The sequence below is a fragment of the Pseudomonas sp. PA-7-1E genome (assembly GCF_021605325.1).
Classification (GTDB): domain Bacteria; phylum Pseudomonadota; class Gammaproteobacteria; order Pseudomonadales; family Pseudomonadaceae; genus Aquipseudomonas; species Aquipseudomonas fluorescens_BV.
On sequence record NZ_WKFA01000002.1, the window covers coordinates 219,532 to 245,472 of the forward strand.

General features: G+C 60.9%; 24 protein-coding genes, 1 pseudogene and 1 riboswitch. Of the genes and pseudogenes, 13 read left to right on the plus strand and 12 right to left on the minus strand.

Features of this window, described 5'->3' with window-relative positions; genetic code table 11:
- Window positions 1-7: 7 nt before the first annotated feature.
- Entirely contained in the window at window positions 8-1,171 is a 1,164-nt protein-coding gene (locus GIW79_RS02355; protein ID WP_169918829.1) for a 1-acyl-sn-glycerol-3-phosphate acyltransferase, read from the minus strand.
- Window positions 1,172-1,303: 132 nt separating this feature from the next.
- On the opposite strand from GIW79_RS02355, the gene GIW79_RS02360 reads away from it, so the two are divergent.
- From GIW79_RS02360 to GIW79_RS02375, 4 genes are all read left to right on the plus strand, one after another.
- Window positions 1,304-1,486 carry a CPXCG motif-containing cysteine-rich protein gene (locus tag GIW79_RS02360; RefSeq protein ID WP_054897012.1) on the plus strand — a complete coding sequence of 61 codons (183 nt, stop codon included), beginning with the start codon at window positions 1,304-1,306 and terminating at the stop codon, window positions 1,484-1,486.
- A gap of 32 nt (window positions 1,487-1,518) precedes the next feature.
- A complete protein-coding gene (locus GIW79_RS02365) occupies window positions 1,519-1,779 on the plus strand; it encodes a putative signal transducing protein (protein ID WP_032893538.1) in 261 nt (86 codons plus the stop codon).
- A gap of 36 nt (window positions 1,780-1,815) precedes the next feature.
- The gene (locus GIW79_RS02370) at window positions 1,816-2,436 is read left to right on the plus strand and encodes an SOS response-associated peptidase (protein ID WP_054919310.1); all 621 of its coding nucleotides are present in this window, start codon (window positions 1,816-1,818) and stop codon (window positions 2,434-2,436) included.
- A 120-nt stretch (window positions 2,437-2,556) separates the two neighbouring features.
- On the plus strand, window positions 2,557-3,375 hold the full coding sequence (locus GIW79_RS02375) for a M48 family metallopeptidase (RefSeq protein WP_014716953.1): 819 nt from the start codon (window positions 2,557-2,559) through the stop codon (window positions 3,373-3,375).
- Between the two features lie 141 nt (window positions 3,376-3,516).
- Here the strand turns inward: GIW79_RS02375 and GIW79_RS02380 are convergent, their stop codons facing one another.
- The 3 genes from GIW79_RS02380 to GIW79_RS02390 all read right to left on the minus strand — a co-directional run bounded on the left by GIW79_RS02380 (window position 3,517) and on the right by GIW79_RS02390 (window position 6,353).
- A complete protein-coding gene (locus tag GIW79_RS02380) occupies window positions 3,517-4,101 on the minus strand; it encodes a TMEM165/GDT1 family protein (protein WP_054897011.1) in 585 nt (194 codons plus the stop codon).
- Between the two features lie 87 nt (window positions 4,102-4,188).
- Window positions 4,189-4,308, minus strand: a riboswitch (yybP-ykoY riboswitch).
- Between the two features lie 50 nt (window positions 4,309-4,358).
- The gene (locus GIW79_RS02385) at window positions 4,359-5,357 is read right to left on the minus strand and encodes a class I SAM-dependent methyltransferase (protein WP_034126326.1); all 999 of its coding nucleotides are present in this window, start codon (window positions 5,355-5,357) and stop codon (window positions 4,359-4,361) included.
- A gap of 30 nt (window positions 5,358-5,387) precedes the next feature.
- Window positions 5,388-6,353: a 2-hydroxyacid dehydrogenase gene (locus GIW79_RS02390; RefSeq protein WP_236453956.1), complete on the minus strand. Its 966-nt coding sequence runs from the start codon at window positions 6,351-6,353 to the stop codon at window positions 5,388-5,390.
- 84 nt (window positions 6,354-6,437) lie between these two features.
- Here GIW79_RS02390 and GIW79_RS02395 point away from each other — a divergent pair, with 84 nt between their 5' ends.
- The 5 genes from GIW79_RS02395 to GIW79_RS02415 all read left to right on the plus strand — a co-directional run bounded on the left by GIW79_RS02395 (window position 6,438) and on the right by GIW79_RS02415 (window position 15,658).
- Complete coding sequence (locus GIW79_RS02395; RefSeq protein WP_014716957.1) at window positions 6,438-7,070, plus strand: LysE family translocator; 633 nt, start codon at window positions 6,438-6,440, stop codon at window positions 7,068-7,070.
- A 265-nt stretch (window positions 7,071-7,335) separates the two neighbouring features.
- Window positions 7,336-9,018 carry a fatty acid--CoA ligase gene (locus tag GIW79_RS02400; protein ID WP_057976872.1) on the plus strand — a complete coding sequence of 561 codons (1,683 nt, stop codon included), beginning with the start codon at window positions 7,336-7,338 and terminating at the stop codon, window positions 9,016-9,018.
- Window positions 9,019-9,350: 332 nt separating this feature from the next.
- Window positions 9,351-11,210, plus strand: a complete 1,860-nt coding sequence (locus GIW79_RS02405) for a DUF1302 domain-containing protein (RefSeq protein ID WP_236453916.1) — start codon at window positions 9,351-9,353, stop codon at window positions 11,208-11,210.
- 42 nt (window positions 11,211-11,252) lie between these two features.
- Window positions 11,253-12,617: a DUF1329 domain-containing protein gene (locus tag GIW79_RS02410; RefSeq protein ID WP_034126328.1), complete on the plus strand. Its 1,365-nt coding sequence runs from the start codon at window positions 11,253-11,255 to the stop codon at window positions 12,615-12,617.
- Between the two features lie 311 nt (window positions 12,618-12,928).
- Window positions 12,929-15,658, plus strand: coding sequence for a LuxR C-terminal-related transcriptional regulator (locus GIW79_RS02415; RefSeq protein WP_236453958.1), 2,730 nt, complete (start codon window positions 12,929-12,931; stop codon window positions 15,656-15,658).
- Window positions 15,659-15,667: 9 nt separating this feature from the next.
- Here GIW79_RS02415 and GIW79_RS02420 read toward each other — a convergent pair whose 3' ends face one another.
- From GIW79_RS02420 to GIW79_RS02435, 4 genes are read right to left on the minus strand one after another with little or no spacing between them, the layout of a single operon-like run.
- Window positions 15,668-16,225 (minus strand): PqiC family protein, encoded by a 558-nt coding sequence (locus tag GIW79_RS02420; protein WP_057976877.1) that lies wholly within the window; start codon window positions 16,223-16,225, stop codon window positions 15,668-15,670.
- A gap of 14 nt (window positions 16,226-16,239) precedes the next feature.
- Window positions 16,240-17,889 carry a PqiB family protein gene (locus GIW79_RS02425; RefSeq protein WP_236453920.1) on the minus strand — a complete coding sequence of 550 codons (1,650 nt, stop codon included), beginning with the start codon at window positions 17,887-17,889 and terminating at the stop codon, window positions 16,240-16,242.
- A complete protein-coding gene (locus GIW79_RS02430) occupies window positions 17,870-18,514 on the minus strand; it encodes a paraquat-inducible protein A (RefSeq protein WP_014716963.1) in 645 nt (214 codons plus the stop codon). Before GIW79_RS02430 ends, GIW79_RS02425 begins: the two co-directional genes overlap by 20 nt.
- Entirely contained in the window at window positions 18,511-19,101 is a 591-nt protein-coding gene (locus GIW79_RS02435; RefSeq protein ID WP_057976879.1) for a paraquat-inducible protein A, read from the minus strand. Before GIW79_RS02435 ends, GIW79_RS02430 begins: the two co-directional genes overlap by 4 nt.
- A gap of 155 nt (window positions 19,102-19,256) precedes the next feature.
- On the opposite strand from GIW79_RS02435, the gene GIW79_RS02440 reads away from it, so the two are divergent.
- The 3 genes and pseudogenes from GIW79_RS02440 to GIW79_RS02450 all read left to right on the plus strand — a co-directional run.
- On the plus strand, window positions 19,257-19,901 hold the full coding sequence (locus tag GIW79_RS02440; RefSeq protein ID WP_236453923.1) for an MBL fold metallo-hydrolase: 645 nt from the start codon (window positions 19,257-19,259) through the stop codon (window positions 19,899-19,901).
- Between the two features lie 177 nt (window positions 19,902-20,078).
- The gene (locus GIW79_RS02445; RefSeq protein WP_236453926.1) at window positions 20,079-20,849 is read left to right on the plus strand and encodes an OmpA family protein; all 771 of its coding nucleotides are present in this window, start codon (window positions 20,079-20,081) and stop codon (window positions 20,847-20,849) included.
- A gap of 184 nt (window positions 20,850-21,033) precedes the next feature.
- Window positions 21,034-21,192: pseudogene (locus tag GIW79_RS02450) on the plus strand (cell envelope biogenesis protein OmpA); the annotation flags it as partial.
- Between the two features lie 202 nt (window positions 21,193-21,394).
- Here the strand turns inward: GIW79_RS02450 and GIW79_RS02455 are convergent.
- From GIW79_RS02455 to GIW79_RS02470, 4 genes are all read right to left on the minus strand, one after another.
- The gene (locus tag GIW79_RS02455; protein ID WP_236453929.1) at window positions 21,395-21,976 is read right to left on the minus strand and encodes a BON domain-containing protein; all 582 of its coding nucleotides are present in this window, start codon (window positions 21,974-21,976) and stop codon (window positions 21,395-21,397) included.
- Window positions 21,973-22,566, minus strand: coding sequence for a phosphoheptose isomerase (locus GIW79_RS02460; protein WP_007904374.1), 594 nt, complete (start codon window positions 22,564-22,566; stop codon window positions 21,973-21,975). The genes GIW79_RS02455 and GIW79_RS02460 overlap by 4 nt, the downstream gene beginning before the upstream one ends.
- Window positions 22,567-22,659: 93 nt before the next feature.
- Entirely contained in the window at window positions 22,660-23,031 is a 372-nt protein-coding gene (locus tag GIW79_RS02465) for a YraN family protein (RefSeq protein WP_054898902.1), read from the minus strand.
- The gene (locus GIW79_RS02470) at window positions 23,031-24,842 is read right to left on the minus strand and encodes a penicillin-binding protein activator (protein ID WP_054919296.1); all 1,812 of its coding nucleotides are present in this window, start codon (window positions 24,840-24,842) and stop codon (window positions 23,031-23,033) included. The genes GIW79_RS02465 and GIW79_RS02470 overlap by 1 nt, the downstream gene beginning before the upstream one ends.
- 176 nt (window positions 24,843-25,018) lie before the next feature.
- Between GIW79_RS02470 and rsmI the strand changes: the two genes are divergently transcribed.
- Window positions 25,019-25,924: a 16S rRNA (cytidine(1402)-2'-O)-methyltransferase gene (rsmI, locus tag GIW79_RS02475; RefSeq protein ID WP_087149550.1), complete on the plus strand. Its 906-nt coding sequence runs from the start codon at window positions 25,019-25,021 to the stop codon at window positions 25,922-25,924.
- Window positions 25,925-25,941 lie beyond the last annotated feature (17 nt).

Sequence of the window (25,941 nt, forward strand, 5' to 3'; positions counted from 1 at the left end):
CTCACTATTACAGGGGGATCCCAGCCTTGACTCGGTATTGGTTGCGTACCGGCGTCGCATACTGCACCACCAGATAAGGCCGGTGCTCCGCCGGGCACTCGTTCAAGCGCCGCTCCCATTCCGCCTTCGCCTTGGCCAGCTCATCGGCCGGGAACACGTCCGCCGCCTTGGGCACCTGCAATTGCGGGTCGGCATCACTCCACTGCGCGTACGCCAGGTAGTGCACCGGAAACAAGCGGTAGCCACCGAGGATCTGCCGGTCCATTTCCGCGGCCAGCAGCTTGGTGTCTTCGAAACGCTCGGTGATCGGCGGCGCAAAGTTCACGTGCACTCGGCCTTTATAGCCGGTAATGCCCAAGGCAATGCTCACATCATCCTCTCCCGGTGCCTTGGTGTAGGTGCCGGTGGTGGCGCGGATATACAGCTCGCGGGCCTTGGCGGCATCGCAGGGGTCGTACTCGTAGCTGATGGACACAGGCGTCAGGTTCAACGACTGGATGACCTCGGCAAATGGCTCGTCCTTGCGGCTGACGTGGAACATCTTGAGGATCGCCGATTCGGTACGGTCATCGCCATCCTTGGCCCGGCCTTCAGCCTGGGCAATCCAGATCGACTGGCAGTCGTTGCGGATCGAATGGTTGATGTAGGCCGACAGCAAGTTGTAAGCCGCCATCTTCTCCTTTCGCCCGGTGATCGAACGGTGCACGATGAAGCTCTTGTTCAGGCGCATCAGGTCGCTGACAAACGGCTTTTGCAGCAGGTTGTCGCCGATGGCGATGCGCGGCGTCGGCAGGCCGGCGTGGTACACGGCGTAGTTGACGAAGGCCGGGTCCATCACGATGTCGCGGTGGTTGGCCAGGAACAGGTAGGCGGTGCCGGATTTCAGTTGCTCGACGCCGGTATAGGTCACGCCGTCGGTCGCCCGGTCAATGGTGTGGTCAACGTAGTACTCGACCTTGTCCTGCAGCGTGGCCACGGTGGTGACGCCAGCGAACTCGCGGCGCAGTTTGCGCGCAATCATTGGCTTGAGCAGCCAGCCCAGGGCGCCTGCAAAGCGCGGGAAGCGGAAGTGGGTCAGGATGTCCAGAAAGGCCTTGTCACTGAACAGGCGCGCCAGCACTGCCGGGACTTCGCTGTCGTTGTAAGGTCGGATGGTATCGAATTCGCCCATCATGCTCTCTTGTTAGAAACGGCTAGGGTAAGTAAAAGGAAATGTCAGGGTGCGGTCCGAATAAGGGGCCGGCCAAGAATAGCCCTGTAAATAGACCGGCGATTATACGCACAAGTCACCTAGGAGACTGCGATGCTCGAAACTGCGCTGTACGATTGTCCTTATTGTGGCGAAGCGGTCGAGACGACGGTGGATTTGTCTGGCGGGGACCAGACCTATATAGAAGACTGCCAAGTGTGTTGCCGGCCGATCACGTTCGACCTGCAAGTTGATGGTGAAGAGTGGATGCTTGAAACCCGCAGCGAAAATGAATAATGCGCAGCGAGAACGAATAAAAAGGTACGCCCATGCAGCGAATCTACGAACCGGAAAATCTGATGGAGGGCGAGTTGTTGCAGCAGATGCTTGCCAGTGAAGGTATCGAGGCGCACCTGGTGGGGCGCCATTTGCTCGGCGGCACGGGCGAGTTGCCGATATTCGGCTTGCTGGGGCTGGAGGTCGACAACGACCAGGCCGCCTGCGCCCGCGAACTGATCACCGCCTATATCGGCGCCCAACCCTTGCCCGGCGACGAACCCGACAGCTTCCCTGACGTGTTGGTCTGTTAGGCTGTCGGTCGGTTTACCCAAGAGTCGTGTTGCCCCATGTGTGGACGTTATGCCCTGTTTCGCTGGAACCCTGCCTTTACTGCCTTGCCCGGCTTCCCCGCCGACCAGCAGGCCCAGTGGAACATCTCCCCGAATGATTCGGTGCTGATCCAGCGCCTGAGCGAGGGCCAACTCACCCTGGCGCGTGCCCGTTGGGGCCTCACACCGCCCTGGCTGACAGACCTGTCGCGCACCCCGGCCCACGCTCGCGCAGAAACCCTGGCCGAACAACCGATGTTTCGTGAAGCCTTCCGCTTGCGCCGTTGCCTGCTGCCCGCCAATGGCTTTTATGAGTGGCGCGGCACCCAGCGCAAGCGCCCGTACTGGCTCACGCCGGGGGAGGGCTCCACGTTGTTCTTTGCCGCAGTGTGGGAAGCGTATCCGGTGCAGGAGCAGGTGTGGCTGAGCACGGCGGTGGTTACCCAAGCGGCGCAAAGTCAGCGGCGGCCATTGATCCTGGACGCGGCAGGGCAGGCCGCCTGGCTCGATCCCGAGACTCCGCTGCAGGTGCTACAGGGCCTGCTGGCGGCTGAGCCTGCCGTGCTGCGCGAGCGGGTGCTGGCCAATATGGTCAACGATCCGAAGCTCAATGGGCCGGAATGCCTGACCCCAGCATGAGCTTTGCCCGTCGGGCCGCGTTCGGATGTATCTTAAATTCAGCGGTTAAACGTCCAGGGTATCTGGCGCAGATACAAATGACCGCCTACGATACGCGCCATGTTTTCAGGGAGCGTGTTCATGAAGAAGTCATTGGTGGTAAGTGGTTTGGTTGCAGCAATGCTGCTGGCGGGTTGCCAGTCGGTCAATACCACCAGCGGCGGCGCCGTTGGGGTAGAGCGCAAGCAGTACATGTTCAGCATGCTGTCGAGCCAGGAAGTCGACCAGATGTATGCCCAGTCTTATCAGCAGACCCTGGGTGAAGCCAGCAGCAAAGGGGTGCTGGACAAGACCAGCGCCAACGCCAAGCGCGTGCAGGCCATTGCCAAGCGCCTGATCGCCCAGGCTCCGACTTTCCGCGCGGATGCGGCCCAGTGGAACTGGGACGTGAACCTGATCAAAAGCGATGAGATGAACGCCAACTGCGGGCCAGGCGGCAAGATCCTGGTGTACAGCGGCTTGATCGACAACCTCAAGCTCACCGATGACGAGCTGGCTGCCGTGATGGGTCATGAAATCGCGCACGCCCTGCGTGAACACGGCCGCGAAGCCATGTCCAAGGCCTACGGTATCCAGATGGCCAAGCAGGGCGCCGGGGCAATATTCGGTCTCGGCCAGGACAGCCTGGCACTGGCCGATACCGTGGCCAACTACGGCATGACCTTGCCCAACAGCCGCAGCAACGAAAACGAAGCCGACCTGATCGGCCTGGAGCTGGCGGCCCGCGCTGGCTACAACCCGAACGCGGCCATCACGTTGTGGAACAAGATGGCCAAGGCTTCGGAAGGCGCACCGCCGGAATTCATGAGCACGCACCCGGCTTCGGACAGCCGCATCGCATCCTTGCAGGCGGCGATTCCGAAGGTGATGCCGCTCTACCAGCAGGCCAAGAAGTCCTGATCGACGCCGTGTAGGAGCGAGCTTGCTCGCGAAAAACGTCAACGATAACGCGTGTTGCCTGAATAAACGCGGCGCCGGTGAGTTTTTCGCGAGCAAGCTCGCTCCTACAAGCATCAGGGCAAACCATCTTCCGTGTTTGCCTTAGATCCAGCCGCTGCTCTGCATGGCCTTGTACACTGCAATAATCGCCAGCACGAAGAACGCCGTAGCCGCCAAGCGACGAATCAAGGTCAGCGGCAGTTTCTCCGCGGCAAAATTCCCCGCCAGCACCACCGGCACGTTGGCAATCAACATGCCCAGGGTGGTACCGATAATCACCAGCCACAGTTCCGGGTATTGCGCCGCCAGCATCACCGTGGCGATCTGGGTCTTGTCACCGATTTCGGCGAGGAAGAACGCAATCAAGGTGGTCAGGAAGGGCCCGAACTTACGGGTGGTACTGGCTTCGTCATCATCGAGTTTGTCCGGCACCAGGGTCCACAGCGCCGTGGCGCAGAAGCTTGCAGCGAGGATCCAGTGCAGCACCGCATCCGAGAAGAAACTCCCGAACCAGGCGCCCACGGCACCGGCCGCCGCATGGTTGGCCAGGGTCGCGGCGACGATGCCGGCGATGATTGGCCAGGGCTTGCGAAAGCGAGCAGCAAGGATGAGTGCGAGCAGTTGCGTCTTGTCGCCGATTTCGGCCAAGGCAACGATTGCGGTAGGAACGAGTAGTGAATCCAGCATCAGGTAGTTTCCAGGGGCGGGTCGACACGGCTATGACACGTACAGCCTTCCCGCCCCGGGTAAGGTGTGCGTGTCATAGGTCTTGTCAAACCCCGGTCCGTCTGTGCGGACTCCTGGGTCGCATACGCCATGGTCTGCTGACCAAGTATGTTGACGTATGCCGGACGAGCATGGCTCGTGGGAGACTACTCCCCTAGGACGCTGCGGATTCTGCCTAGGCAAAACCCATTCGGCAAGCGTTCTTTTTCAAACGTCCGTCAGGGGCGCTTGGCGCGGTAAATGCGAAAACCATTGCCTTCGGCCTTGATTGCGCAGATGCCCAAATGCTCTTCGATCAGTGGCTGGTACTTCAGGAAGCTATTGGCAACCAGGCGAAGTTCGCCACCTTTTGCCAGGTGTTTCGCTGCTTTTCGCAGCAGGTTCTCCGTGGCGAAATAATCGGTGTGCACGCCGACATGGAACGGTGGGTTGCTCAAAATCGCGTTTAAACCCATGGGCGCCGCGTCGATTCCGTCGCCGGTCAACACGTCGGCTTCCAGGCCGTTCGCTGCCAGCGTCAGGCGGCTGCTGGCAGCGGCGAAGGCATCCACATCCAGCATTGTCACGGTGTTATGCGGGTAGCGGCGTTTGACCGCAGCCCCCAGTACGCCAGCGCCGCAACCGAAATCGAGCAGGTTGCCGCTGGGCAGCTTGTCCAAGTGCTCCAGCAGCAACTCGGTGCCGCGGTCCAGGCGACCATGGCTGAACACCCCTGGCAAGCTCACCACCTTCAGCGGACCTTCGGCCAGGGGTACGTCGAAGACCTGCGCCAGGCTCTCAAGCTCCACGGCTTGCGGCGCGTTAGCGACAGTGACCTGCCATAGTTGGCAATGCCGTGCGCTATCGAGCTTGCGCGGTTTGCCGAACGGAACCATCTGCTTGGCGGCACTTTCGATACCCCCCTTTTTCTCGCCCACCAGAAACAGCTCAGCGCCAGGCAGGCGTGCGGCCACGGCGTTGAGCAGGTAGTCGGTGAGGTCTTTGGACTTGGGCAGGAAAATCACCGCCGCATCAAAGGCGCGCTCGGGCACTGTCACGCCAAACTGGCTGCGTTCGGCGAAGCGCGCATCGAGCGCCGCCTGGTCACCGGCATGCCAGCACCAGCCGTGGGCATTGGGCAGGCGCCCAAGCAAATCGTCGGCAGGCAAACCTACGAGCAGCAGGTTGCCTTGAAAAAGTTCGGCCTGTCGAAGCAGTACTTCACTGCGCGGATCCATAGTCTGCTCCTTGAAAAGGGGCGCAGTTTATCAACTGACGACGCGCAGCGGGGCGCCGTTGAAAAAGCCCTGGGCGTTTTCCGTAAGCTGGCCGACGATGCGCTGCCGTGCTTCGTGACTGCCCCAGGCGTTGTGGGGCGTGACGATCAAGCGTGGAATGTCTCCCGCCAGCAGCGGGTTGCCATTGACTGGCGGCTCGACACTCAGCACATCAGTCGCCGCGCCGCCAAGGTGACCACTTCGCAGCGCGTCGGCCAGGGCCTGTTCATTGATCAAACCACCGCGCGCAGTATTGACCACAAATGCGCCGGGCTTGAGCAAGGCCAGTTCACGGGCGCCGATAAAGTCGCGGGTGTGTTCATTGAGTGGGCAATGCAGGGTCAGCGCATCGACCTGGGTCAGCAATTCGTCCAGCGGCACACGGTCGGCGCGGGCAGGGCGCCCAGGTATCGCGCCAAGCATCACGCGCATGCCGAACGCTTCGGCCAGGCGTGCCACGGCACTGCCCAATTCACCATGACCGAGCAGGCCGAGGGTTTTGCCTTCCAGTTCGACGATCGGATGGTCCAGCAGGCAAAACTGTTTGGCATGCTGCCATTTGCCAGCGGCCACATCCTGTTGGTAATCCTTCAAGCGCGTGGCGAGGTTGAGCAACAGCATGATCGTATGTTGCGCCACCGACGGCGTGCCGTAACCCTGGCAGTTGCTCACGGTAATCCCCTGGGCGCGGGCCGCTTCAAGGTCGATATTGTTGGTGCCGGTGGCCGACACCAGGATCAGCTTGAGCTCGGGGCAAGCCGCCAGGGTTTGCGCCGTGAGCGGGATTTTGTTGCTGATGGCGACTTGGGCGCCCTGCAAGCGCTCCAGCACATTCTCGGGCGTGGTCTGTTCAAACAACTGCAACTGGCTGAAGCAGCCATGCAAACCGCTGAGGTCGAGGTCGCCCAAGTCCAGGGAAGGGTGGTCGAGGAAGACGGCGCGGCGATTGTTCATGATCAACTGTACCTTTTGCGACGAGGTTCTAAGGCGTAATCTGCCGAGCCTATCAGATGAAATAATCAGTTACTTAATGGAGTGAGCATGTACGTCGCCGAGTTTTTGACCGTAGCCTTGATTCACTTGTTGGCAGTGGCTAGCCCCGGCCCGGATTTCGCCGTGGTGGTGCGTGAAAGCGTGACCCATGGCCGCCGTGCTGGAACCTGGACGGCCTTGGGCGTCGGTTCGGCGATTTTCCTGCATGTGGGTTACTCGTTGCTGGGTATCGGCTTGATCGTGTCCCAGTCCATTGTGTTGTTCAATGCGTTGAAGTGGGCCGCAGCCGCGTACCTGCTTTACATTGGCTTCAAGGCCCTGCGCGCCCAGCCGGCCAAGCCTGCGGCCGAGGGCGAGTTGCACCGTGAAGCGGGCGAGCGCACCCCACGCGGCGCGTTTACCGCAGGTTTTGTGACCAATGGCTTGAACCCCAAGGCCACGCTGTTCTTTCTGTCGCTGTTCACCGTAGTGATCAACCCGCACACGCCGCTGGCAGTGCAGGCCGGTTATGGGGTGTATCTGGCGGTGGCGACTGCGTTGTGGTTTTGCCTGGTGGCCATGTTGTTCAGCCAGCAGCGCGTGCGCGCCGGGTTTGCAAAGATGGGTCATTGGTTTGATCGGACGATGGGCGCGGTGTTGATTGCCATCGGGGTGAAACTGGCCTTTACCAGCATGAAATAATCATTTTTCTCAAGTGAGCACCATCCAGATGTGGGAGCGGGCTTGCTCGCGAATGCGGTGCTTCAGTCAAAGATATACCGGCTGACACTCCGCATTCGCGAACAAGCCCGCTCCCACATTGGGTCTCATTAGGTCCTCGGTAATGGCGTAACGCTAGCATTTACTGGCCCCTGCAAATCATTCCTTTGGCTGATTTGGCTGAAACATAAGCGCTCTACAGTGCAGGTCTTCAAGCCAAGACCGTGCAGTCATTAAAGGGATTCTTATGTTGCAGACCCGTGTTATCCCGCCCGCCGAAGGTGCGTACCAATACCCGCTGTTGATCAAGCGCCTGTTGATGTCCGGGACTCGCTACGAGAAAACCCGGGAAATTATCTATCGCGACAAGCTGCGCTATAGCTACCCGACGCTGATCGAGCGCGTCGCTCGCCTGGCCAATGTGCTGACCGAAGCCGGGGTCAAGGCCGGTGACACGGTGGCGGTGATGGACTGGGACAGCCACCGTTACCTGGAGTGTATGTTCGCCATCCCGATGATCGGCGCGGTGATTCACACTATCAATGTGCGCCTGTCGCCAGAACAGATTCTGTACACCATGAACCACGCCGAAGACCGCTTTGTGCTGGTCAACAGTGAGTTCGTGGGGCTCTACCAGGCGATTGCCGGGCAGCTCACTACCGTCGACAAGACCTTATTGATTACCGATGGTGACACCCACACCGCCGAGCTACCCAACCTGATAGGTGAGTACGAAACCCTGCTGGCCGCCGCCAGCCCCACCTATGACTTCGAAGATTTCGACGAAAACTCGGTCGCCACCACTTTCTATACCACCGGCACCACCGGTAACCCCAAGGGTGTGTACTTCACCCATCGGCAACTGGTGCTGCACACCATCGGCGTGGCGACCATCATGGGCAGCGTCGACAGCGTGCGGCTGCTGGGCACCAACGACGTGTACATGCCGATCACGCCGATGTTCCACGTACACGCCTGGGGCTTGCCGTATGTGGCGACCATGCTCGGGCTGAAACAGGTGTACCCCGGCCGCTACGACCCGGAATACCTGGTGGAACTGTGGCGCAAGGAGAAGGTGACGTTCTCCCACTGTGTGCCGACCATTCTGCAAATGGTGCTCAACGCCAAGGCTGCGCAGAACGTGGATTTCGGCGGTTGGAAAATCGTCATCGGCGGCAGCGCCCTGAACCGTTCGCTGTACGAAGCCGCCAAGGCCCGAGGCATTCAACTAACCGCCGCGTACGGCATGTCCGAGACCGGGCCGCTGGTATCCTGTGCTCACCTCAATGATGAGCTGATGGCCGGCAGCGAAGATGAGCGCACCACCTACCGCATCAAGGCCGGTGTGCCGGGGCCGTTGGTCGAAGCGGCAATCATGGACACCGACGGTCGTTTCCTGCCCGCCGATGGCGAAACCCAGGGCGAACTGGTGCTGCGCGCGCCGTGGCTGACTGAGGGTTACTACAACGAGCCGCACAAGGGCGCCGAGCTATGGTCCGGTGGCTGGTTGCACACCGGTGATGTGGCTACGCTGGATGCCTTTGGCGTGATTGATATTCGTGACCGCATCAAGGATGTGATCAAGACCGGCGGCGAATGGATCTCCTCCCTGGCCCTCGAAGACCTGGTCAGCCGTCACCCCGCCGTACGGGAAGTGGCGGTGGTAGGCATTGCCGATCCGCAATGGGGCGAGCGCCCCTTCGCCTTGTTGGTGGTGCGTGAAGGGCATGTGATCGATGCGCGAGAGCTCAAGGAACACCTCAAGCCTTTTGTCGAACTGGGCCATTTGAGCAAGTGGGCGATCCCGAGCCAGATCGCCGTTGTTACTGAAATTCCCAAGACCAGTGTCGGCAAGCTCGACAAGAAACGTATCCGTGTCGACATCATCGAATGGCAGGCCAACAACAGCACGTTCCTGTCCACGCTTTAAACCCTCTCGCCGCGCCCGTTCGGGCGCGGCAATGCTCTATATCAAGCCTTTACTTGTGATTTGCCGAATTTCAGCCATCCTTCCCGCGTCGACCTTCGTCGGCGTGGCGAAAGGGTTGTGGCAGACAGGTTGGTGATGCAAATCACACTTTAGAGGGATCAAGCACTACCCCCCTCTGGCTATAGTCCCTTTCAGAGTTTTTCGCGGATGTTGCGCTTCGAGCCATGGAGGCTCGGTGGCGATGCGGCATTGGAATCGTTGTATCCCGGCCGTTACATCTGAAGAAAGGGCTCACTGCCATAACAATAAAATATGCACATGGAGTAGCGTCGATGACCTCAGTAAACCAGTTCTGGCGCCGGGCAAGACTGCCCCTGGCCGTCAGCCTCGCTTCTACGCTCGCCGGGCCGGCATTCGGCGTCAGTTTCAACATTGGTGAAATCGAAGGGAGCTTTGACTCGTCGCTTTCCGTGGGGGCGAGCTGGTCCACGGCCAAGCCCAATCGTGACCTGATCGGTGCCAACAACGGCGGCAAGGGCCTGTCCCAGACCTCCGATGACGGGCACTTGAACTTCAAGCGCGGCGAAACGTTCTCGAAGATCTTCAAGGGCATCCACGACCTGGAACTGAAGTACGGCGACACCGGTGTGTTTGTGCGGGGCAAGTACTGGTACGACTTCGAACTCAAGGACGAAAGCCGTCCGTTCAAGGACATCAGCGACAACAACCGCAAGGAAGGTGTCAAGTCTTCGGGCGGGCAGATTCTCGATGCATTCGTCTACCACAACTACTCGATTGCCGATGCGCCGGGTTCCGTGCGTTTTGGTAAGCAGGTCGTGAGCTGGGGCGAAAGTACCTTCATCGGCGGCGGCATCAACTCCATCAACCCGATCGACGTGTCGGCGTTTCGCCGTCCGGGGGCCGAGATCAAGGAAGGCTTGATCCCGGTGAACATGTTCTACGTGTCCCAGTCGCTCACCGACAACCTGTCGGCCGAGGCGTTTTACCAGCTGGAATGGGACCAGACCGTGACCGATAACTGCGGCACGTTCTTCTCGCAGCCGGACGTGATCTCCGATGGTTGCAGCAATAACCTGCGGGTACTGAACAAGCGTTCGACCATTCCTGCCGCCGCCCTGCCGACCCTGGGTGCCTTGGGGGTGGACGTGAACAGCGAAGGCGTGCTGGTGCGCCGTGGGCCGGACCGTGATGCCCGCGACAGCGGCCAGTTTGGCGTGGCCATGCGCTACAACTTCGAACCGCTGGATACCGAATTCGGCGCCTACTTCATGAACTACCACAGCCGTGCGCCGATCTTCAGTGCGCAGGGCGCGCCATCGGCGGCCTACACGCGTCCGCTGGGGCCACTGGGGGCCTTGCGGCCGTTGATCGTGGCGGGTAGCTCGAACTACTTCGTCGAGTACCCGGAAGATATTCGCCTCTACGGCCTGAGCTTCTCCACCACCTTGCCTACCGGCACCGCCTGGAGCGGTGAGTTGAGCTACCGTCCGAATGCGCCGGTGCAGTTGAGCACCACTGACATTCTGTTCGCCGGCGTCACGCCGATCCCCGGCTTTGGCAATGCGTCCGTGCTCAAGGGCACGCCAGGCCAAGACCTGCACGGCTACAACCGCAAGGAAGTCACCCAGTTCCAGACCACTTTCACGCACTTCTTCGACCAGGTCATGGGCGCCAGCCGCCTCACCACCGTCGGTGAAATCGGCGTGACCCACGTGGGTGGCCTGGAAAGCAAATCCCAGGCTCGTTACGGCCGCGATCCGGTGTTCGGCCCAGGCACGCTGCCAGGTGGGTTCTGCAACGCCCTCAACAACTCCACCGCCAACGGCGCCGGCTTGCCCAACGCTGCTGGCCTGAACACCAATTGCAATAACGACGGCTATACCACCGCAACGTCATGGGGCTACCGCGCCCGTGCCATCTGGGAATACCCGGACGTGTTCGCAGGCGTGAACCTCAAGCCCAACGTGGCCTGGTCCCACGACGTCAAAGGTTACTCGCCAGGCCCTGGCGGCAACTTTGAAGAAGGTCGCAAGGCGGTCAGCCTGGGCCTGGATGCCGAATACCAGAACACCTACACCGCGAGCCTGGCGTACACCAACTTCTTTGGTGGCAAGTTCAGCACCGTGGATGACCGCGACTTTGTCGCCTTGAGCTTCGGCGCCAACTTCTAAGCACACTCTTTTCAAGTGGCATGTATTCAGGAAGACCAGAGCATGAAAATAACAAAAAGTCTGTTGCACGTGGGTGTGCTTGGGCTGTCGATCCTGGCGAGTAACGTCATGGCGGCAGTCTCGGCAGATGAAGCCGCCAAGCTCGGCACGACCCTGACCCCGATGGGCGCCGAGATGGCCGGTAACGCGGCCGGCACCATTCCAAAATGGTCGCCATTGCCGACCAATGCCGGCGCGGTGGACGCCCGTGGTTTCCTCGCCAACCCGTATGCCAGCGAGCAACCGCAGTTCACCATCACCGCGCAGAACGTCGAGCAGTACAAAGACAAGCTGGCCCCCGGGCAATATGCGATGTTCAAGCGTTACCCGGACAGCTTCAAGATGCCGGTGTACCCGACCCATCGCGGCGCCACCGTACCGGCCGAGGTCTTTGCCTCGATCAAGAAAAACGCCACCACCACCAACCTGGTGTCCGGCGGCAACGGCCTGGAAAACTTCGAAACCGCCGTCCCGTTCCCGATTCCCAAGAGCGGCGTTGAAGTGATCTGGAACCACATCACCCGTTATCGCGGCGGCAGCGTGACCCGCCTGGTTACCCAGGCCACCCCGCAAACCAACGGTTCCTATAGCCTGGTGTACTTCCGCGACCAGTTCGTGTTCCGCGACAAGATGAAGGACTTCGATCCGAAAAACCCAGGCAACGTGCTGTTCTACTTCAAGCAGCAAGTGACTGCGCCAGCGCGCCTGGCCGGTGGTGTACTGCTGGTGCACGAAACCCTGGACCAGGTCAAAGAGCCGCGTTCGGCCTGGGTCTACAACGCCGGGCAGCGCCGTGTGCGTCGGGCGCCGCAAGTGTCCTATGACGGGCCGGGTACTGCCGCCGATGGCCTGCGCACCTCCGATAACCTCGACATGTACAACGGTGCGCCGGACCGCTACGACTGGAAGCTGGAAGGCAAGAAAGAGATGTACATCGCCTCCAACAGCTACAAGGTCGACGATCCCAAGCTCAAGTACGCCGACATCATCAAGGCTGGCCACATCAACCAGGACCTGGCTCGCTACGAGCTGCGCCGGGTCTGGCACGTGGTCGCCACCTTGAAGGAAGGCCAGCGCCACATCTACGCCAAGCGTGACTTCTACATCGACGAAGACACCTGGCAAGCAGCGGTGATCGACCACTACGACGGTCGCGGCCAACTGTGGCGCGTTGCCGAAGCACATGCCGAGAACTACTACGACAAGCAAGTGCCGTGGTACGCCCTGGAAACCCTCTACGACCTGCAGTCCGGCCGCTACCTGGCCCTGGGCATGAAGAACGAAGAGAAGCAGGCCTATGACTTCGGCTTCACCGCCAGCACCAGCGACTTCACCCCAGCGGCCCTGCGCCAGGACGGCGTTCGCTAACTGATCGCTCTCACGCTCTGCGTGGGAGCGCTTCCCGTGACGCTCTGCGTCACGCCTCAAAAGTCGACGCGCAGCGTCGAAGTCTGTATTCCTACGCAGAGCGTGGGAACGATCATTCCTGGATGGGCGCGTTGTTTTTGAGCGCTTCGCGAGCAAGCTCGCTCCTACTTCTTTCCCGGAGGCTGGACGGGATATTTCTTGTCGCAGTTCTTTTTCAGCCATTTGTTGCAAAGATCTACAATCCCGCCGCTTTTACCGCTAGTCTGCGGACATCTGCAATGCCGACAACAGCCTTCTACAAGAGCCCGGCGATGACTGATCTGTCCCGAACCCATGGGCCTGCCAGTGTGGTGATGCCGACCCTGGAAGGCCGCTTCTACCGGCCCCCGCTGCCTGACGGCTACGTGCTGCGCCCGCGCCTGTGCGAACGGCTGAATGCGGGCCTTGATGGGCGACTGTTGCTGGTCAGCGCGCCCGCGGGGTTTGGCAAGAGTTCGTTGGCGGTGGAGTTCTGCCAGGGCTTGCCTGCCCAGTGGCAAAGCCTGTGGTTGGGCCTGAGCCCTCGGGACAGCGACCCCGGCCGTTTCCTGGAGCGGCTGCTCGACGGCTTGCAACAGTATTTCCCGCAACTCGGCGCCCAATCCCTGGGGTTGCTGAAAATGCGCCAGCGTCACCAACCCTTTGCCTTCGAAGAATGGCTCGATGGCCTGCTCGACGAACTGGCAGTGCACCTGTCTGCACGTTCGCCGTTATTGCTGGTGCTGGATGACTATCACCTGGCCCAAGGCCCGGTGCTGGATCGCTGCCTGCAGTTTTTTCTCAATCATTTGCCTGATGGCCTAGTGGTGCTGGTCACCAGCCGGCAGCGTCCGGACTGGCACCTGGCACGCCTGCGCCTGTCGCGGCACCTGTTGGAACTGCATGAGCAAGACCTGCGCCTGACCCATGACGAGTCCCTGGCGGTGCTGGATGGACACGGCGATGCATTGCGCGGCGAGGCGTTGGAAAACCTGATCCGCCGTAGCGAGGGCTGGGTCGCCGGCCTGCGCTTCTGGCTGTTGGCGGCCTCCGAAGCCGGCAGTGAGAGCGCCTTGCCGCAAAGCCTGCACGGTGGCGAGGGTCTGATTCGCGATTACCTGCTCGAAGAAGTCATCGACTGCCTGCCTGCGGAGGTGCAAGCGTTCCTGTACGACACCGCACCTCAGGAGCGCTTTTGCAGCGAACTATGCGACGCCGTCCGCGAGGCCCATGACAGCGCAGAAATCCTGCGCTATTTGCAGGCTCATCAAGTGTTCCTGGTGCCGTTGGATGAGCAGGGCCATTGGTACCGCTACCACCACTTGTTCTCCGACCTGCTGCGCACCCGCCGCGAGAAAAGCGCCACCTTGCCGCCGGCCAGTTTGCACTTGCGCGCCTGTCGCTGGTTTAACGCCCAGGGCTTGATCGACGAGGCGGTGGAGCAGGCGCTGCGGGCCGGGCATCTGGATGTGGCGGCGAACCTGGTGCAGAACCTGTCCGAAGAGCAACTGCTGGCAGAGCAGAATGTGGGCATGCTGTTGCGTTGGAAGATGGATTTGCCCGACAGCCTGCTGATCAGCACGCCACGTTTGATCGTGCTGTATAGCTGGGCGTTGGGGCTGGCGTGCCAATTGGATGCGGCACAGGAGCTGTCCAGTTACCTCAGCCGCTTCCTGCCTGCCCCGTCGGCCACCGCGCAAAAATCCATGTTGGCCCAGTGGTTGGCGCTGAGCGGGATTATTGCCCGTGGGCGTGGGAACCGTGAGCTGACCCAGCGCTATTGCCAAGAGGCGTTGGAAAGCCTGCCGCAAAAGCGTTACGGCCAGCGCCTGATGTGCCTTTCGACCCTGTCCAACCTGGCGATCGTCGATGCCGACCTGTGGCGCGCCCGTGGCCTGAACCGCGAATCGTTGGAACTGGCGCAGCGCGTCGGTAACCCCTTGTTTGAAGCCTTGGCCCATTACGACCGGGCCCGGGTACTGCAGGCGCGGGGGGAGATCCTGCGTTCCCTGGATGAAGTCCGTCAGGGCCTGGAGCGCTTGCATGGGCTCGCCTCCCAACGCCTATATGCCGTGCGCGCGCGCCTGTCGCTGTACGAAGGCTACCTGCTGCTGGTGCGTTACCAGCCCGAGGCCGGCCTGGCGCGTTTGCGCGCCGGCCTGGCCGAGGCCCGTGCCTGCCGCGATATCAGCGTGCTGATCGGGCACTGCGTCATCGCCAGCTTCGAAGGGCGGCGTAGGGAGTTTGCCAATGCTTTTGCCGAACTGGCCGAGGCCGAGCGCTTGATGCACATCTGGGATGTGCCGCCGATCTATTACCTGGCGATGATCACCCTGATCAAATGCGAGTTGTGGCTGGCCCAGGGGCGCACTGACCTGGCCGACGCCTGGCTGGCCCGCCTGGGGCAGACCTACAACGGCGAGCACGCCGCGGCGGCCCCCGAGTTTCATCCGCACCTGCCGCAACATATCGAGCTGCAACAAGCTGCGCTCGATGCCACGCGCCATCAGCCCGACAGCGCGCTGCAACGCCTGGAAGCGTTGGCCCAACAGGCCCATGACAGTGGGCGCCAGATGATTGCCCTGATGGCGCTGGTCCAGCAGGTGCAGTTACTTCTGGATAATGGCCTGGAAGCCAAGGCCCGGCCGGTATTCGCCCGTGCCCTGGAAGCCGGTTCGGGCGGTGCGTTGCAGCCGTTTCAACGGTTGTTGGAGGGTTATCCGCAGTGGATACGCGATCAGTTGGGCAAGGATTCCCATGGGCTGCTCAATCAGAGCTTGCTGGCGTTGCTGCCCCAAGCCAGCGCAGTTGAAGCCACACCTCAACAGGAAACCCTCAGCACTCGAGAGCTGGCGGTGCTGCAACTGATTGCCCAAGGCTGTTCAAACCAGGAAATCAGCAACCAGCTGTTCATCTCCCTGCACACGGTGAAGACCCACGCCAGCCATATCAACAGCAAGCTCGGCGTGGAGCGTCGTACCCAGGCGGTGGCGCGGGCCAAGGCCATGGGGTTGTTGGCCTGAGCCCTGGGTTTATGGCGTGGTCGGGCAGCCTTTGAGTGAGGTGTCGACGGTCTGATTGATCAGCGCCGCGAAACGCTTGAGGTTGTTCTGATGCGCCACCACCAACTCGTCGATGCTCGGCCCGGCAGGTGATTGCAAGGTGGTGCGGCAGGTCAAGGCCGGGCGATCGCCATTGACTTGCCTCACGCGCCAGCGCACATCGAGCAATGCGTACTGCCCCGGTACCGAGTCAAACCGCTGCACGTCTACGCGCAAAGCCACGGCTTGCCGGGCATTGCTGTTGGCTAATTGATCCACCAAGGCGCTCCTCAGTTCATCGGCGAGGGTGGCGGCCCACCACTGGGTTTCAAGAATCGCCAGGCCGCTGTCGCCCTGGCGGATCACGATCTGCGCGCGGTCGACCTGAGGCGGCACGCTGATGCTCTCAATGCGCACACCGCCGGCCTCTGCTCGCGTACTCGGGCTCAAGTGCGCCGGGGTCAGGGTATGAAAAGCGATGGGTTCACTGCGGCAGGCACCGAGCAGCAGCAGGGTGCTCAGCAACGTGATCTTCAACGGCAATGTCATGGCGGCTCCAATGGTCATTTGCGGGGTGGCCCTTGCAGGTCCGTCGGTGCGGCGTTATCGGGGCGGCCGCGAATCAGCGACTCCGGATGCCGGCCCAGGTAATCCGAAAGCTCGCGCAGGGAGCGCGACATGCGCCCCAACTCGTCGAGGGTCTGGGTCAGTTGTTCACGCTGCGGCGAGTCTTCGGCCAGGGTTGAACTGGCCGATTGCAGGGTCTTGCTCACGTCGGCCAAGGTCGTCTGCACACCCGGCAGCGTCTTGGCGTTGAATTGCGCCAGGCCCTTGCGCAGTTCGACCAGGCTGGCGTCGAGGTTGCCGGCAATGCGCTCGACAGGCAGTTGGCTGATCTTGTTGACGATGCCTTCGAACTTCTCTTGCAGTTGTTCCAGGTTGCCCGGGATCGTGGGGATGCCCACGGGGCGCTGGTTCGGGTCGAACGCGACTTTCTCGGCCTTGGGGTAGAAGTCCAGGGCGATGTACAGCTGGCCGGTCAGCAAGTTACCGCTGCGGGCCTGGGCGCGCAGGCCGTTTTCGATGAAGGTGCCGATCAGGCGTACGCCGGCTGCCTCATCGTCAGGGTTATTGTTCATGGCCTTGAGCAACTTGGTGTGGGCCTCGCCGAGCAGTTGCGGGTAGATCACGATGCCGACATTGACCGGGAAGGTGCGTTTCTTCGCATCGAAATCCAGGTTGATCGATACAACCCTGCCGAACTCGACGCCGAGGAACTCCACCGGCGCGTCGACTTTCAGCCCACGCAGGGCCTGATCGAAGCGCAGAACCATGTATTGCCCCTTGCCGTTGGGCGGGGCGAGGGCGCTTTGCTGGTCTTCGAACAATTCAAAGCTGCGACTTTCTTCGGCCGGTTTGTCATTGGGGTTGTAGGGCGGCGCCTGGAAGGCGATCCCGCCCATCAACATGGAGGACAAGGATTCGGTTTTCAGCGCGAAGCCATTGGCACCGACGCTCAAGTCGACGCCGCTGGCATTCCAGAAACGCGTGTTCTCAGTGATGTACACATCATTGGGCGCATGCACAAAGATTTCGACATTCACGCCCTTGCCCTCGTTGTCCAGCTCATAGGCCACTACCTGGCCCACCGGGATCTTGCGGTAATAGACGGGGGAGCCGATATCCAGGGAGCCCAAGGCCTGGGTGTGCAGGGTGAAGCGCTTGCCCGGCTCGCCGTAGGTGATGGGCGGCGGGTTTTCCAAGCCGGTGAAGTGTTTGGCGCGAGTCTCGGACTGGCCAATGTCTGCGCCGATGTAGTCGCCGGACAACAACGTGTCGATGCCCGACACGCCGCCTGCGCCGATACGCGGGCGCACCACCCAGAATTTCGAATCTTCGCGGGTGAAGCTTTCGGCCTGTTTGACCAGTTCGACGGTGGCATTGACGCTTTTCTGGTCATCACTCAGGGCCACGGCGGTTACCTGGCCGATCACCACGTTGCGGTATTTGACCTCGGTTTTGTTGGCAACCAGCCCGCTGCCGGTCTTGAAGTTGAGGACGATGGTCGGCCCTTGTTGCATGACGCTGTGAATCACCAGCGAGATCCCCACCAGTACGGCGACAATCGGCACGATCCAGACCAGCGAGACACTGAAGCGACGCGTCTTGATCAGGGGTTGCCCCGCAGGGGTGTCAGCCTTGGATGAGCTCATCCGAGGTCTCCTCGTTATGTGGATTTTCCCAGATTAGCCGGGGATCAAAACTCATGGCCGCCAGCATCGTAAACACGACCACCAGGCCAAAAAACAGAATGCCCAGGCGCGGTTCGATCGTGCCCAGGGCTTGAAACTTCACCAGCGCGGCCACCAGGGCAACCACGATGACATCGAGCATCGACCAGTAGCCGATCAGTTCGATAAACCGAAACAGCTTTGAACGCTCCTTGCGCGCCCACTGGCTATTGCGCTGCACGGTGACCAGCAGCAGCCCCAGCGACAGGAACTTGATACCCGGCACGGCAATGCTGGCGATGAAAATGATCAGCGCAATGTCCCAGGCGCCATGCTGCCAGAACTCCAGCACGCCACTCATGATGGTGCTGTCTGCGCCCGAGCCGAGCATGGTGGTGTTCATCACCGGCAGTAAGTTGGCCGGGACATAAAAGGCGAGGGCGGTGAGCATGTAGGCCCAGGTTCGGGTCAGGGACTGCACCTTGCGCCGATGCAGTGCGGCGCCACAGCGATCGCACTCGGTGGGCTCAAGGCGCATGTCGCAGGGCTGGCCGCAGGTATGGCACAGGCACAGATTCAGCTCGCGGGCGGTGGGCGGTGAATTCATACGGTGTCCCACAGGTCGCGTACATCGCGCCCGGCAATGCGGATCAGCAACAGGCTCAGGGCGGCCAAGGCGAACAGGCCGGTGCCAGGGATCACATCCAGCATGCCGGCCAGCTTGAAGACCGCGACCATCGCGCCCAGCAGGCACACCTCCAGCATGCTCCAGGGCCGGAGTGCTTCGAGCCAGCGCATGCACAGCTTGAATGCCGGCGAGCGCTTGCCGGCCAACGCGAAACTCAGCACCCAGATCAGCAACAGCAGCTGAAACACCGGCGCGATAATGATGGAAATCGCCGCGACCAAAGCAATGAACGTAATCGGCCCCAGGCTCAATGCAACGACTGAATCCCAGAGCGTGGCGCTGTTTTTCAAGCCCTGCAGGCTGATGCTCATCACCGGATAAAAGTTCGCAAAGGTCCACAGCACTGCGGCGGTCACCGTCAGGGCGAGGCGTTGCTGCACCGACAGGCCGTTATAGCGCTGCAGCACGCCAGAACAACGCACACACAGGGCTTTTTGATGTTTGGCGAGCGTGACTTTCTCGTACACGCAGTCGCAGTGTTCGCAGATGATCTGTTGATTCGCCATGGGTGTTGCTCCAAATGCGACTGACTGCAGCAGGGGATTTCAATGGCGCTTGCGTAGCTTAGCAGCGGATGGACCGCGTAATCGACTCCTTCCAGAGCAGGGCCAAGCTACACCATACTGCACTTGGAACGCGCCAGAGAGCTTGCAGGACACCCATGACTATTGAAAAACAACCGTTGATTCGCGAAACCTTTCCCGTCGGCCCGTTGCAGTGCAACTGCACCATCATTGGCGACCCGATCACTAAAAAAGCCATCGTAGTCGACCCCGGTGGCAATCACGAGTTGATCCTGGCGCGCCTTGATGCGCTGGGCCTGAAGGTGGTGAGCATTATCCACACCCATGCTCACCTCGATCATTTCCTCGCCTCCGGCCAATTGAAAGAAAAGACCGGCGCCACGCTGCATCTGCACAAAGATGATCAATTTCTATGGGACAACCTGGAAATGCAATGCCAGATGTTTCGCGTGCCCTACGTCCCGGTACCGTCGCCGGATCGCTGGCTGGAGCATGACGAAGAACTGGCCTGCGGCTGTGGCGTAGCCTTGCACACCCCAGGGCATACGCCGGGCTCGATGAGTTTCTGGTTCGCCGAGGCCAAGCTGTTGATCGCCGGCGATACCTTGTTTCGTCGCGGCGTAGGGCGCACGGACTTATGGGGCGGCGACCAGGCGACGATCGTGCGGTCGATCAAGCAGCGCTTGTATACGCTGGACGAGGGCGCGACGGTGGTCACTGGGCATGGGCCGGATACGTTGCTGGGCGATGAGATGCGGGAGAATCCTTTCGTGCGTGCGTGATGGGTTGTCGGCTCTGATACAAAGCGGTACAGACACACAGACACAGGCCCGAGCCAAACACAGCTATGCTTTACGCACCCTCCACGGAATTTTTGCCGTTTGTCGCGTTCCAAACTCGGCACAGGTCCATTGCCAATGTCCTCTGCATCACAGAATGCAAAAGTAGGAGCTTCCTTCATGTTCACTCCGCGTCGTCTGCTTGTTGTCGCTACCGCCGTAGCCCTGTTGTCTGGCTGCGCTTCACCTAACCCTTATGACGGCAGCCAGGGACAGGCCAGCAATGGTTCCGAAAGCGGCATGAGCAAAACCGCCAAGTACGGCGGCCTCGGTGCACTGGCTGGTGCATTGGCCGGTGCGGCCATCGACCATAACAACCGTGGCAAGGGCGCGCTGATTGGCGCAGTCGTTGCGGGTGCCGGTGCGGCGGGCTATGGCTACTACGCCGACCAGCAAGAGAAAGAGCTGCGTGAAAGCATGGCGAACACCGGGGTCGAGGTGCAGCGCCAGGGTGACCAGATCAAGCTGATCATGCCGGGCAACATTACCTTCGCCACCAACTCGGACGCGATCTCCAGCAGCTTCTACCAGCCGCTGAACAACCTGGCCAACTCTCTCAAGCAGTTCAACCAGAACACCATCCAGATCGTTGGCTACACCGACAGCACCGGTAGCCGCCAACTGAATATGGACCTGTCCCAGCGCCGTGCGCAGAGCGTGGCCAACTACCTGACCTCCCAAGGCGTCAATGGTGCCAACCTGAGCGCACGCGGTGCCGGCCCGGATAACCCGATTGCCAGCAACGCCGACGTGAATGGCCGTGCGCAGAACCGTCGCGTCGAAGTCAACCTCGGCCCGATCCCTGGCCAGCAATACGGCCAGCCTGGTCAGCAGCAGGCGCCACAGCAGAACAACCAGTTCCAGGGCAATCCGTACCAGCAATACCAGTAAACCCTGGGCACTAAAAAGGGCGCCGTGCAGTCAATGCACGGCGCCCTTTTTTGATCGTTCTCACGCTCTGCGTGGGAATGCCCGCTCGGACGCTCCGCGTCCCACTGATGGCGCAAAAGTCGAGGCTTGTGCGGTGACGCGGAGCGTCACGGGATGCGTTCCCACGCAGAGCGTGGGAACGATCATTGCCAGCAACGCCGACGTGAATGGCCGTGCCCAGAACCGTCGCGTCGAAGTCAACCTCGGCCCGATCCCTGGCCAGCAATACGGCCAGCCTGGTCAGCAGCAGGCACCACAGCAGAACAACCAGTTCCAGGGCAATCCGTACCAGCAATACCAGTAAACCCTGGGCACTAAAAAGGGCGCCGTGCAGTCAATGCACGGCGCCCTTTTTTGATCGTTCCCACGCTCTGCGTGGGAATGCCCGCTCGGACGCTCCGCGTCCCATTCTTGGCGCAAAAGCTGAAGCTTGTGCGGTGACGCGGAGCGTCACGGGATGCGTTCCCACGCGGAGCGTGGGAACGATCAGGCAGCTTCGATCTACATCAGTCGATGTATTCGAATACCTTGACGATCTTCTGTACGCCCGACACACCTTGCACCAGGTTGGCGGCGCGGGTGGCTTCTGCCTGGGTCAGCAGGCCCATCATGTAGACGATGCCGTTATCGGTGACGATCTTGATTCGCGAGCCTGGCACTGCACTGTCGGTCAGCATCTGGGCCTTGATCTTGGTGGTCAGCAAGGCATCGTTGCTGATGGCCAGCAGAGTGATCGGGTCCATGACCTGCAGTTCGTTGTGGACCTTCTTGACGCGTTGCACGCCGGCAGCGGCTTGCTCGGCCTGGGCCTTGAGATCGGCGCGGGGTGTTTGGCCTGCCAGCAGGACCACGCCGTTGAAGCTGGTCACCACGATGCGCGAGGCACCGTTGCCCAGGTCGTTAGCAGCCTTGGCGACGTTGACCTTAACCTTGGTTTCGATCAGCGAATCATCAATGGTGCTGCCGAAGGTGCGCGTGCCCCGGTCGTCCTGAATAGGGGTGTCCCGTGTAGCGGTGATAGCCGAGCTGCAGCCGCTGATGGCGACGCACAGCGTAATGGCCAAAAGACTGAGGCGATTAACGGTCATTCTTCACTCCCGAACAGTTGGCTGTCGATCAGATCGCACAGGCAGTGGATCGCCAGCAGATGAACTTCTTGGATACGTGCAGTGACATTGGCCGGGACGCGAATCTCCACGTCCTCGGGCAGCAGCAGCGAAGCCATGCCGCCGCCGTCGCGACCGGTCAAGGCTACGACAATCATTTCGCGATCATGTGCGGCCTGGATCGCTTGAATAATATTCGCCGAGTTGCCGCTAGTGGAAATCGCCAGCAATACATCGCCCGGCTGGCCTAGGGCGCGGATCTGCTTGGAGAAGATTTCGTTGTAGCTGTAGTCGTTGGCGATCGAAGTGATCGTCGACGAGTCGGTGGTCAATGCAATGGCCGGCAGGCTCGGGCGCTCGCGTTCGAAACGGTTGAGCAGCTCGGAGGAAAAATGCTGGGCATCGCCGGCCGAACCACCGTTGCCGCACGAAAGCATTTTGCCTTCGTTGAGCAAGGCATTGACCATGACCTGACTGGCTTGCTCGATGTGCGGTGCAAGTACGTCCATCGCCTGTTGCTTGGTGTCGATGCTGGCCTGGAAAAGCTGGCGAATTCGGGATTGCATGTCCATCTGTGTGACCTTAAGTAGCGCGGCTGTTTGGCACAGGTAATGTGCAGCCCGCAATGCAAAGAGCAAAAGTGAGTGGTGAGGGTGCCCGGCGAATCAGCTGTCGAAGGCATTTTTAAGCCAGGTCAGATCAGCTGTGCCTGACGGGGTGCTTTCCATGGCAACCACATCGAAACGGCAGGGGCGGTCAGCCCAGTGATGCTCTTTTTGCAGGAAAAACTGCGCAGCGAGTATCAGCTTTTGACGCTTGCGCTCGTCGATACTGGCGAGCGCGCCACCCCATTGTGCGTGTTTTCTGTAGCGGACTTCGACGAATACTACTGTATCGCCGTCAAGCATGACCAGATCAAGCTCGCCGCGTTTACATAACCAGTTCTGCGCCAGAAGGCGCAGACCCTGTTGTTGCAGGTAATCGAGCGCATGCAGTTCGGCATCCTTGCCGCTTTGTGCGCTGGACCGCTGGGGCATCAGCGTGGGGTATCGGGCAGGCGCTGTATTTCGCCGCCGACGAACTTCGCCCACGGCATCTGGCGGTCCACGCGCTGGTTGGCGCTGATGCCCAGGTTGCCCGAGAGGCCGTCGACACGGGTGTCAGGCAGTGCCTTGAGCTGGCCCAGGCGTGGTGCCAGGCGGTAGGCATCGACGCCCATTGCGTAGAGGCGGCCCAGGCTGCCATTGGCTTGCGGCCATTGCGCCGCAACCTGGTTGCGCAGTGGGTCGGTGGTGTTGAGCAACCAGGGGGTTTCGCAGAACATCACGTTGGTCATGTCCAGGTACTGGTTACGGTCACCGCTGGCACTGAACACGTGGGAGGTTGCGTACACCGGCACATCGCCGGCGTATTGGAAGTTCAGGGTCGGCTTGATCTGCTGGGCCAGTTGTGGCGTGACAGCCAGGAAGATGAACTCGATGTCCTGGCGACGCGAAGGCTGGGCGGCTACGTCGGTGCCTACTGTGCTTTGCAGGCTCTTGGCGCGGCCTTCGCTCTTGCGCAGTTGGAACAGATCGGCGATCTGCTGGGCCAGGGCAACAGGCTGATCGACATATTCAACGCCCATGACAGTGCCGCCATTGGCTTCCCAATCCTGGCGGAACGCTTTGTAGACGCGCTCGCCCCATTCGCCACGGGGCACCATGGCGGCGGCACGGTGCAGGCCGTCGGCACGTGCACGGCGCGACACTTCGCGGGCTTCGTCTTCAGCGGCCAGGCCGAACTGGAACAACTGCGCCGGGCCTTGATCGGTCTCGCTGTAGTTCAGGGCGAGGGTGGTGATCGGCAGCTGCGGGCGTGCGCTGAGTTGCTTGACCAGCGGTTTTTCCAGCGGGCCGACCACCAGTTGCACGCCGGCGGCCTGGGCCTTGGCGTAGAAGTCGTCGAGGGAGCCCAGGCGCGAGCTGTCATAGAACTCGATGACCGGTGGCTTCTGCCCGGCTTGTTCAGCCTGGTAGTGAGCCGCCATGAAGCCTTCGCGCAGCGCTTTGCCCACAGCCGCCAGCGGCCCTTCCTGCGGCAGCAGCAGGGCGATCTTGTTCAGGGGCTGGCTGGCCAGTTCCTTGAGCTTGGTCAGCGGCGCTGGCAGTTGCACTGCAGCCGGGTGGCCCGGGTTCTGTGCGCGCCAGGTGTCGATGGCGGCTTGTTGTTGCTCCAGCGTACCGGCGCCCTTGACCGCCTGGGCCAGGGTGATCCAGCCATCGAGTGTCGGGTTGCCAGTGGCTTGCAGCTGTTCGGCTGGCAACGCGGCAATCAATACCCAGATGGCCTCGTGGTTGCTGTTGGCAGCCTCACCCGTCAGCAGGGGCGCCATGGACACCCGCTCGCGAGCGGCGGCGAGGGTCTGCCCATCGGCTTCATAGGCACGTGCATGTACGGTACCGGTGCGGATCTGCTGGTCGGTCGGCAGTTCCTTCAGGCTTTGCAGGCTGGGGTGGTTCAGCGCTGCCAAAGCCGCCTTGGGCTGGTTGCGCCCCATGGCCAGTTCTGCGGCCAGGGTGCTGGCAAATACTTGCGCGGCTGGCTTCAGGGCGTCCAGGGGCACTTGCGCAAGGATCTGCGAGGAGCGGCCGGGGTTGTTCTGCTGGTAAGCCAGGTCCGCCGCGCTCAGGCGCAGCAACGCGGCTTTTTCTGGCGTCTTGGCGTTCGTCGCCTGTTCGAGCAGTTGCTCGATACTGGCATCGGGCGTGCGTGGCAGTTCGCCAAGACTGGAGGAGGGCGAACTGGCGCAAGCAGCCAGCAAGGCAGCGAGGCAGAGGGCGGAGAGCAGCCGCAGGCAAGCGATCATGTAAGTGTTCCTGATACCGATCAAATTAGCGTGGAAGTGTACCCAAGCACTGGCCCAGGCGCGATGTTCATGGCGTTAAACCGTGGATTTAGGTCGTGCAAATGTTGTGTTTAGCTAATGGTGGCTGAAACGGCATCGGCCGTGATGGCATATTTTCAAGGCGTCTACGCGCTACAATGTGGCTTTTGCCAACCATCGAGGTGTGCGCTTTGACTGCTCCAGGTCTTTTGAATTCCACTGCTGGCTCGCTTTTTGTGGTGGCGACGCCCATTGGCAACCTGGACGACATCAGTGCCCGGGCGCTGAAAGTGTTGCGCGAGGTGAAATTGATCGCGGCAGAAGACACGCGGCACTCCCAACGGTTGATGCAGCATTTTGGTATCAGCACGCCATTAGCGGCCTGCCACGAACACAACGAACGTGAAGAGGGTAGCCGCTTTATCACACGTCTTTTGGCGGGTGATGACGTCGCGCTGATTTCCGACGCGGGCACGCCCCTGATTTCCGATCCTGGTTACCACTTGGTCCGCCAGGCCCGTGCCGCAGGTATCAATGTAGTGCCTGTTCCGGGAGCCTGCGCGCTGATTGCTGCATTATCGGCCGCCGGGTTGCCCTCGGACCGCTTTATCTTCGAAGGCTTCCTGCCCGCCAAGGCTGTAGGGCGTCGGGCGCGTCTGCAGGCACTTAAAGAAGAACCGCGCACCTTGATCTTCTATGAGGCTCCGCATCGTATCCTTGAATGCCTGCAAGACATGGAGCTGGTGTTCGGCGGTGAGCGCCTGGCCTTGCTGGCCCGAGAGTTGACCAAGACCTTCGAAACCCTCAAGGGGTTGCCGCTGGAGGAGCTGCGAGCGTTTGTCGAGGGCGACAGCAATCAACAACGTGGTGAATGCGTGGTGCTGGTAGCAGGCTGGACCGCGCCGGAGAATGAAGATGCGGTGGGCAGCGAGGCCATGCGCGTCCTCGATTTGTTGCTCAAGGAAATGCCACTCAAGCGCGCCGCCGCCCTGGCAGCGGAAATTACCGGCGTGCGCAAGAACGTGTTGTATCAGGTCGCGCTCGATAAGCAGAAGGCCGAATAGTTCCTGGGGCAAATCTG

Bases quoted from the DNA above. Each gene is read 5' to 3' on its own strand.
- GIW79_RS02355 (WP_169918829.1), bottom strand. From the start codon at position 1,171: ATGGGCGAATTCGATACCATCCGACCTTACAACGACAGCGAAGTCCCG.
- GIW79_RS02360 (WP_054897012.1), top strand. From the start codon at position 1,304: ATGCTCGAAACTGCGCTGTACGATTGTCCTTATTGTGGCGAAGCGGTC.
- GIW79_RS02365 (WP_032893538.1), top strand. From the start codon at position 1,519: ATGCAGCGAATCTACGAACCGGAAAATCTGATGGAGGGCGAGTTGTTG.
- GIW79_RS02370 (WP_054919310.1), top strand. From the start codon at position 1,816: ATGTGTGGACGTTATGCCCTGTTTCGCTGGAACCCTGCCTTTACTGCC.
- GIW79_RS02375 (WP_014716953.1), top strand. From the start codon at position 2,557: ATGAAGAAGTCATTGGTGGTAAGTGGTTTGGTTGCAGCAATGCTGCTG.
- GIW79_RS02380 (WP_054897011.1), bottom strand. From the start codon at position 4,101: ATGCTGGATTCACTACTCGTTCCTACCGCAATCGTTGCCTTGGCCGAA.
- GIW79_RS02385 (WP_034126326.1), bottom strand. From the start codon at position 5,357: ATGGATCCGCGCAGTGAAGTACTGCTTCGACAGGCCGAACTTTTTCAA.
- GIW79_RS02395 (WP_014716957.1), top strand. From the start codon at position 6,438: ATGTACGTCGCCGAGTTTTTGACCGTAGCCTTGATTCACTTGTTGGCA.
- GIW79_RS02400 (WP_057976872.1), top strand. From the start codon at position 7,336: ATGTTGCAGACCCGTGTTATCCCGCCCGCCGAAGGTGCGTACCAATAC.
- GIW79_RS02405 (WP_236453916.1), top strand. From the start codon at position 9,351: ATGACCTCAGTAAACCAGTTCTGGCGCCGGGCAAGACTGCCCCTGGCC.
- GIW79_RS02410 (WP_034126328.1), top strand. From the start codon at position 11,253: ATGAAAATAACAAAAAGTCTGTTGCACGTGGGTGTGCTTGGGCTGTCG.
- GIW79_RS02415 (WP_236453958.1), top strand. From the start codon at position 12,929: ATGACTGATCTGTCCCGAACCCATGGGCCTGCCAGTGTGGTGATGCCG.
- GIW79_RS02420 (WP_057976877.1), bottom strand. From the start codon at position 16,225: ATGACATTGCCGTTGAAGATCACGTTGCTGAGCACCCTGCTGCTGCTC.
- GIW79_RS02425 (WP_236453920.1), bottom strand. From the start codon at position 17,889: ATGAGCTCATCCAAGGCTGACACCCCTGCGGGGCAACCCCTGATCAAG.
- GIW79_RS02430 (WP_014716963.1), bottom strand. From the start codon at position 18,514: ATGAATTCACCGCCCACCGCCCGCGAGCTGAATCTGTGCCTGTGCCAT.
- GIW79_RS02435 (WP_057976879.1), bottom strand. From the start codon at position 19,101: ATGGCGAATCAACAGATCATCTGCGAACACTGCGACTGCGTGTACGAG.
- GIW79_RS02440 (WP_236453923.1), top strand. From the start codon at position 19,257: ATGACTATTGAAAAACAACCGTTGATTCGCGAAACCTTTCCCGTCGGC.
- GIW79_RS02445 (WP_236453926.1), top strand. From the start codon at position 20,079: ATGTTCACTCCGCGTCGTCTGCTTGTTGTCGCTACCGCCGTAGCCCTG.
- GIW79_RS02455 (WP_236453929.1), bottom strand. From the start codon at position 21,976: ATGACCGTTAATCGCCTCAGTCTTTTGGCCATTACGCTGTGCGTCGCC.
- GIW79_RS02460 (WP_007904374.1), bottom strand. From the start codon at position 22,566: ATGGACATGCAATCCCGAATTCGCCAGCTTTTCCAGGCCAGCATCGAC.
- GIW79_RS02465 (WP_054898902.1), bottom strand. From the start codon at position 23,031: ATGCCCCAGCGGTCCAGCGCACAAAGCGGCAAGGATGCCGAACTGCAT.
- GIW79_RS02470 (WP_054919296.1), bottom strand. From the start codon at position 24,842: ATGATCGCTTGCCTGCGGCTGCTCTCCGCCCTCTGCCTCGCTGCCTTG.
- rsmI (WP_087149550.1), top strand. From the start codon at position 25,019: ATGTGGCTTTTGCCAACCATCGAGGTGTGCGCTTTGACTGCTCCAGGT.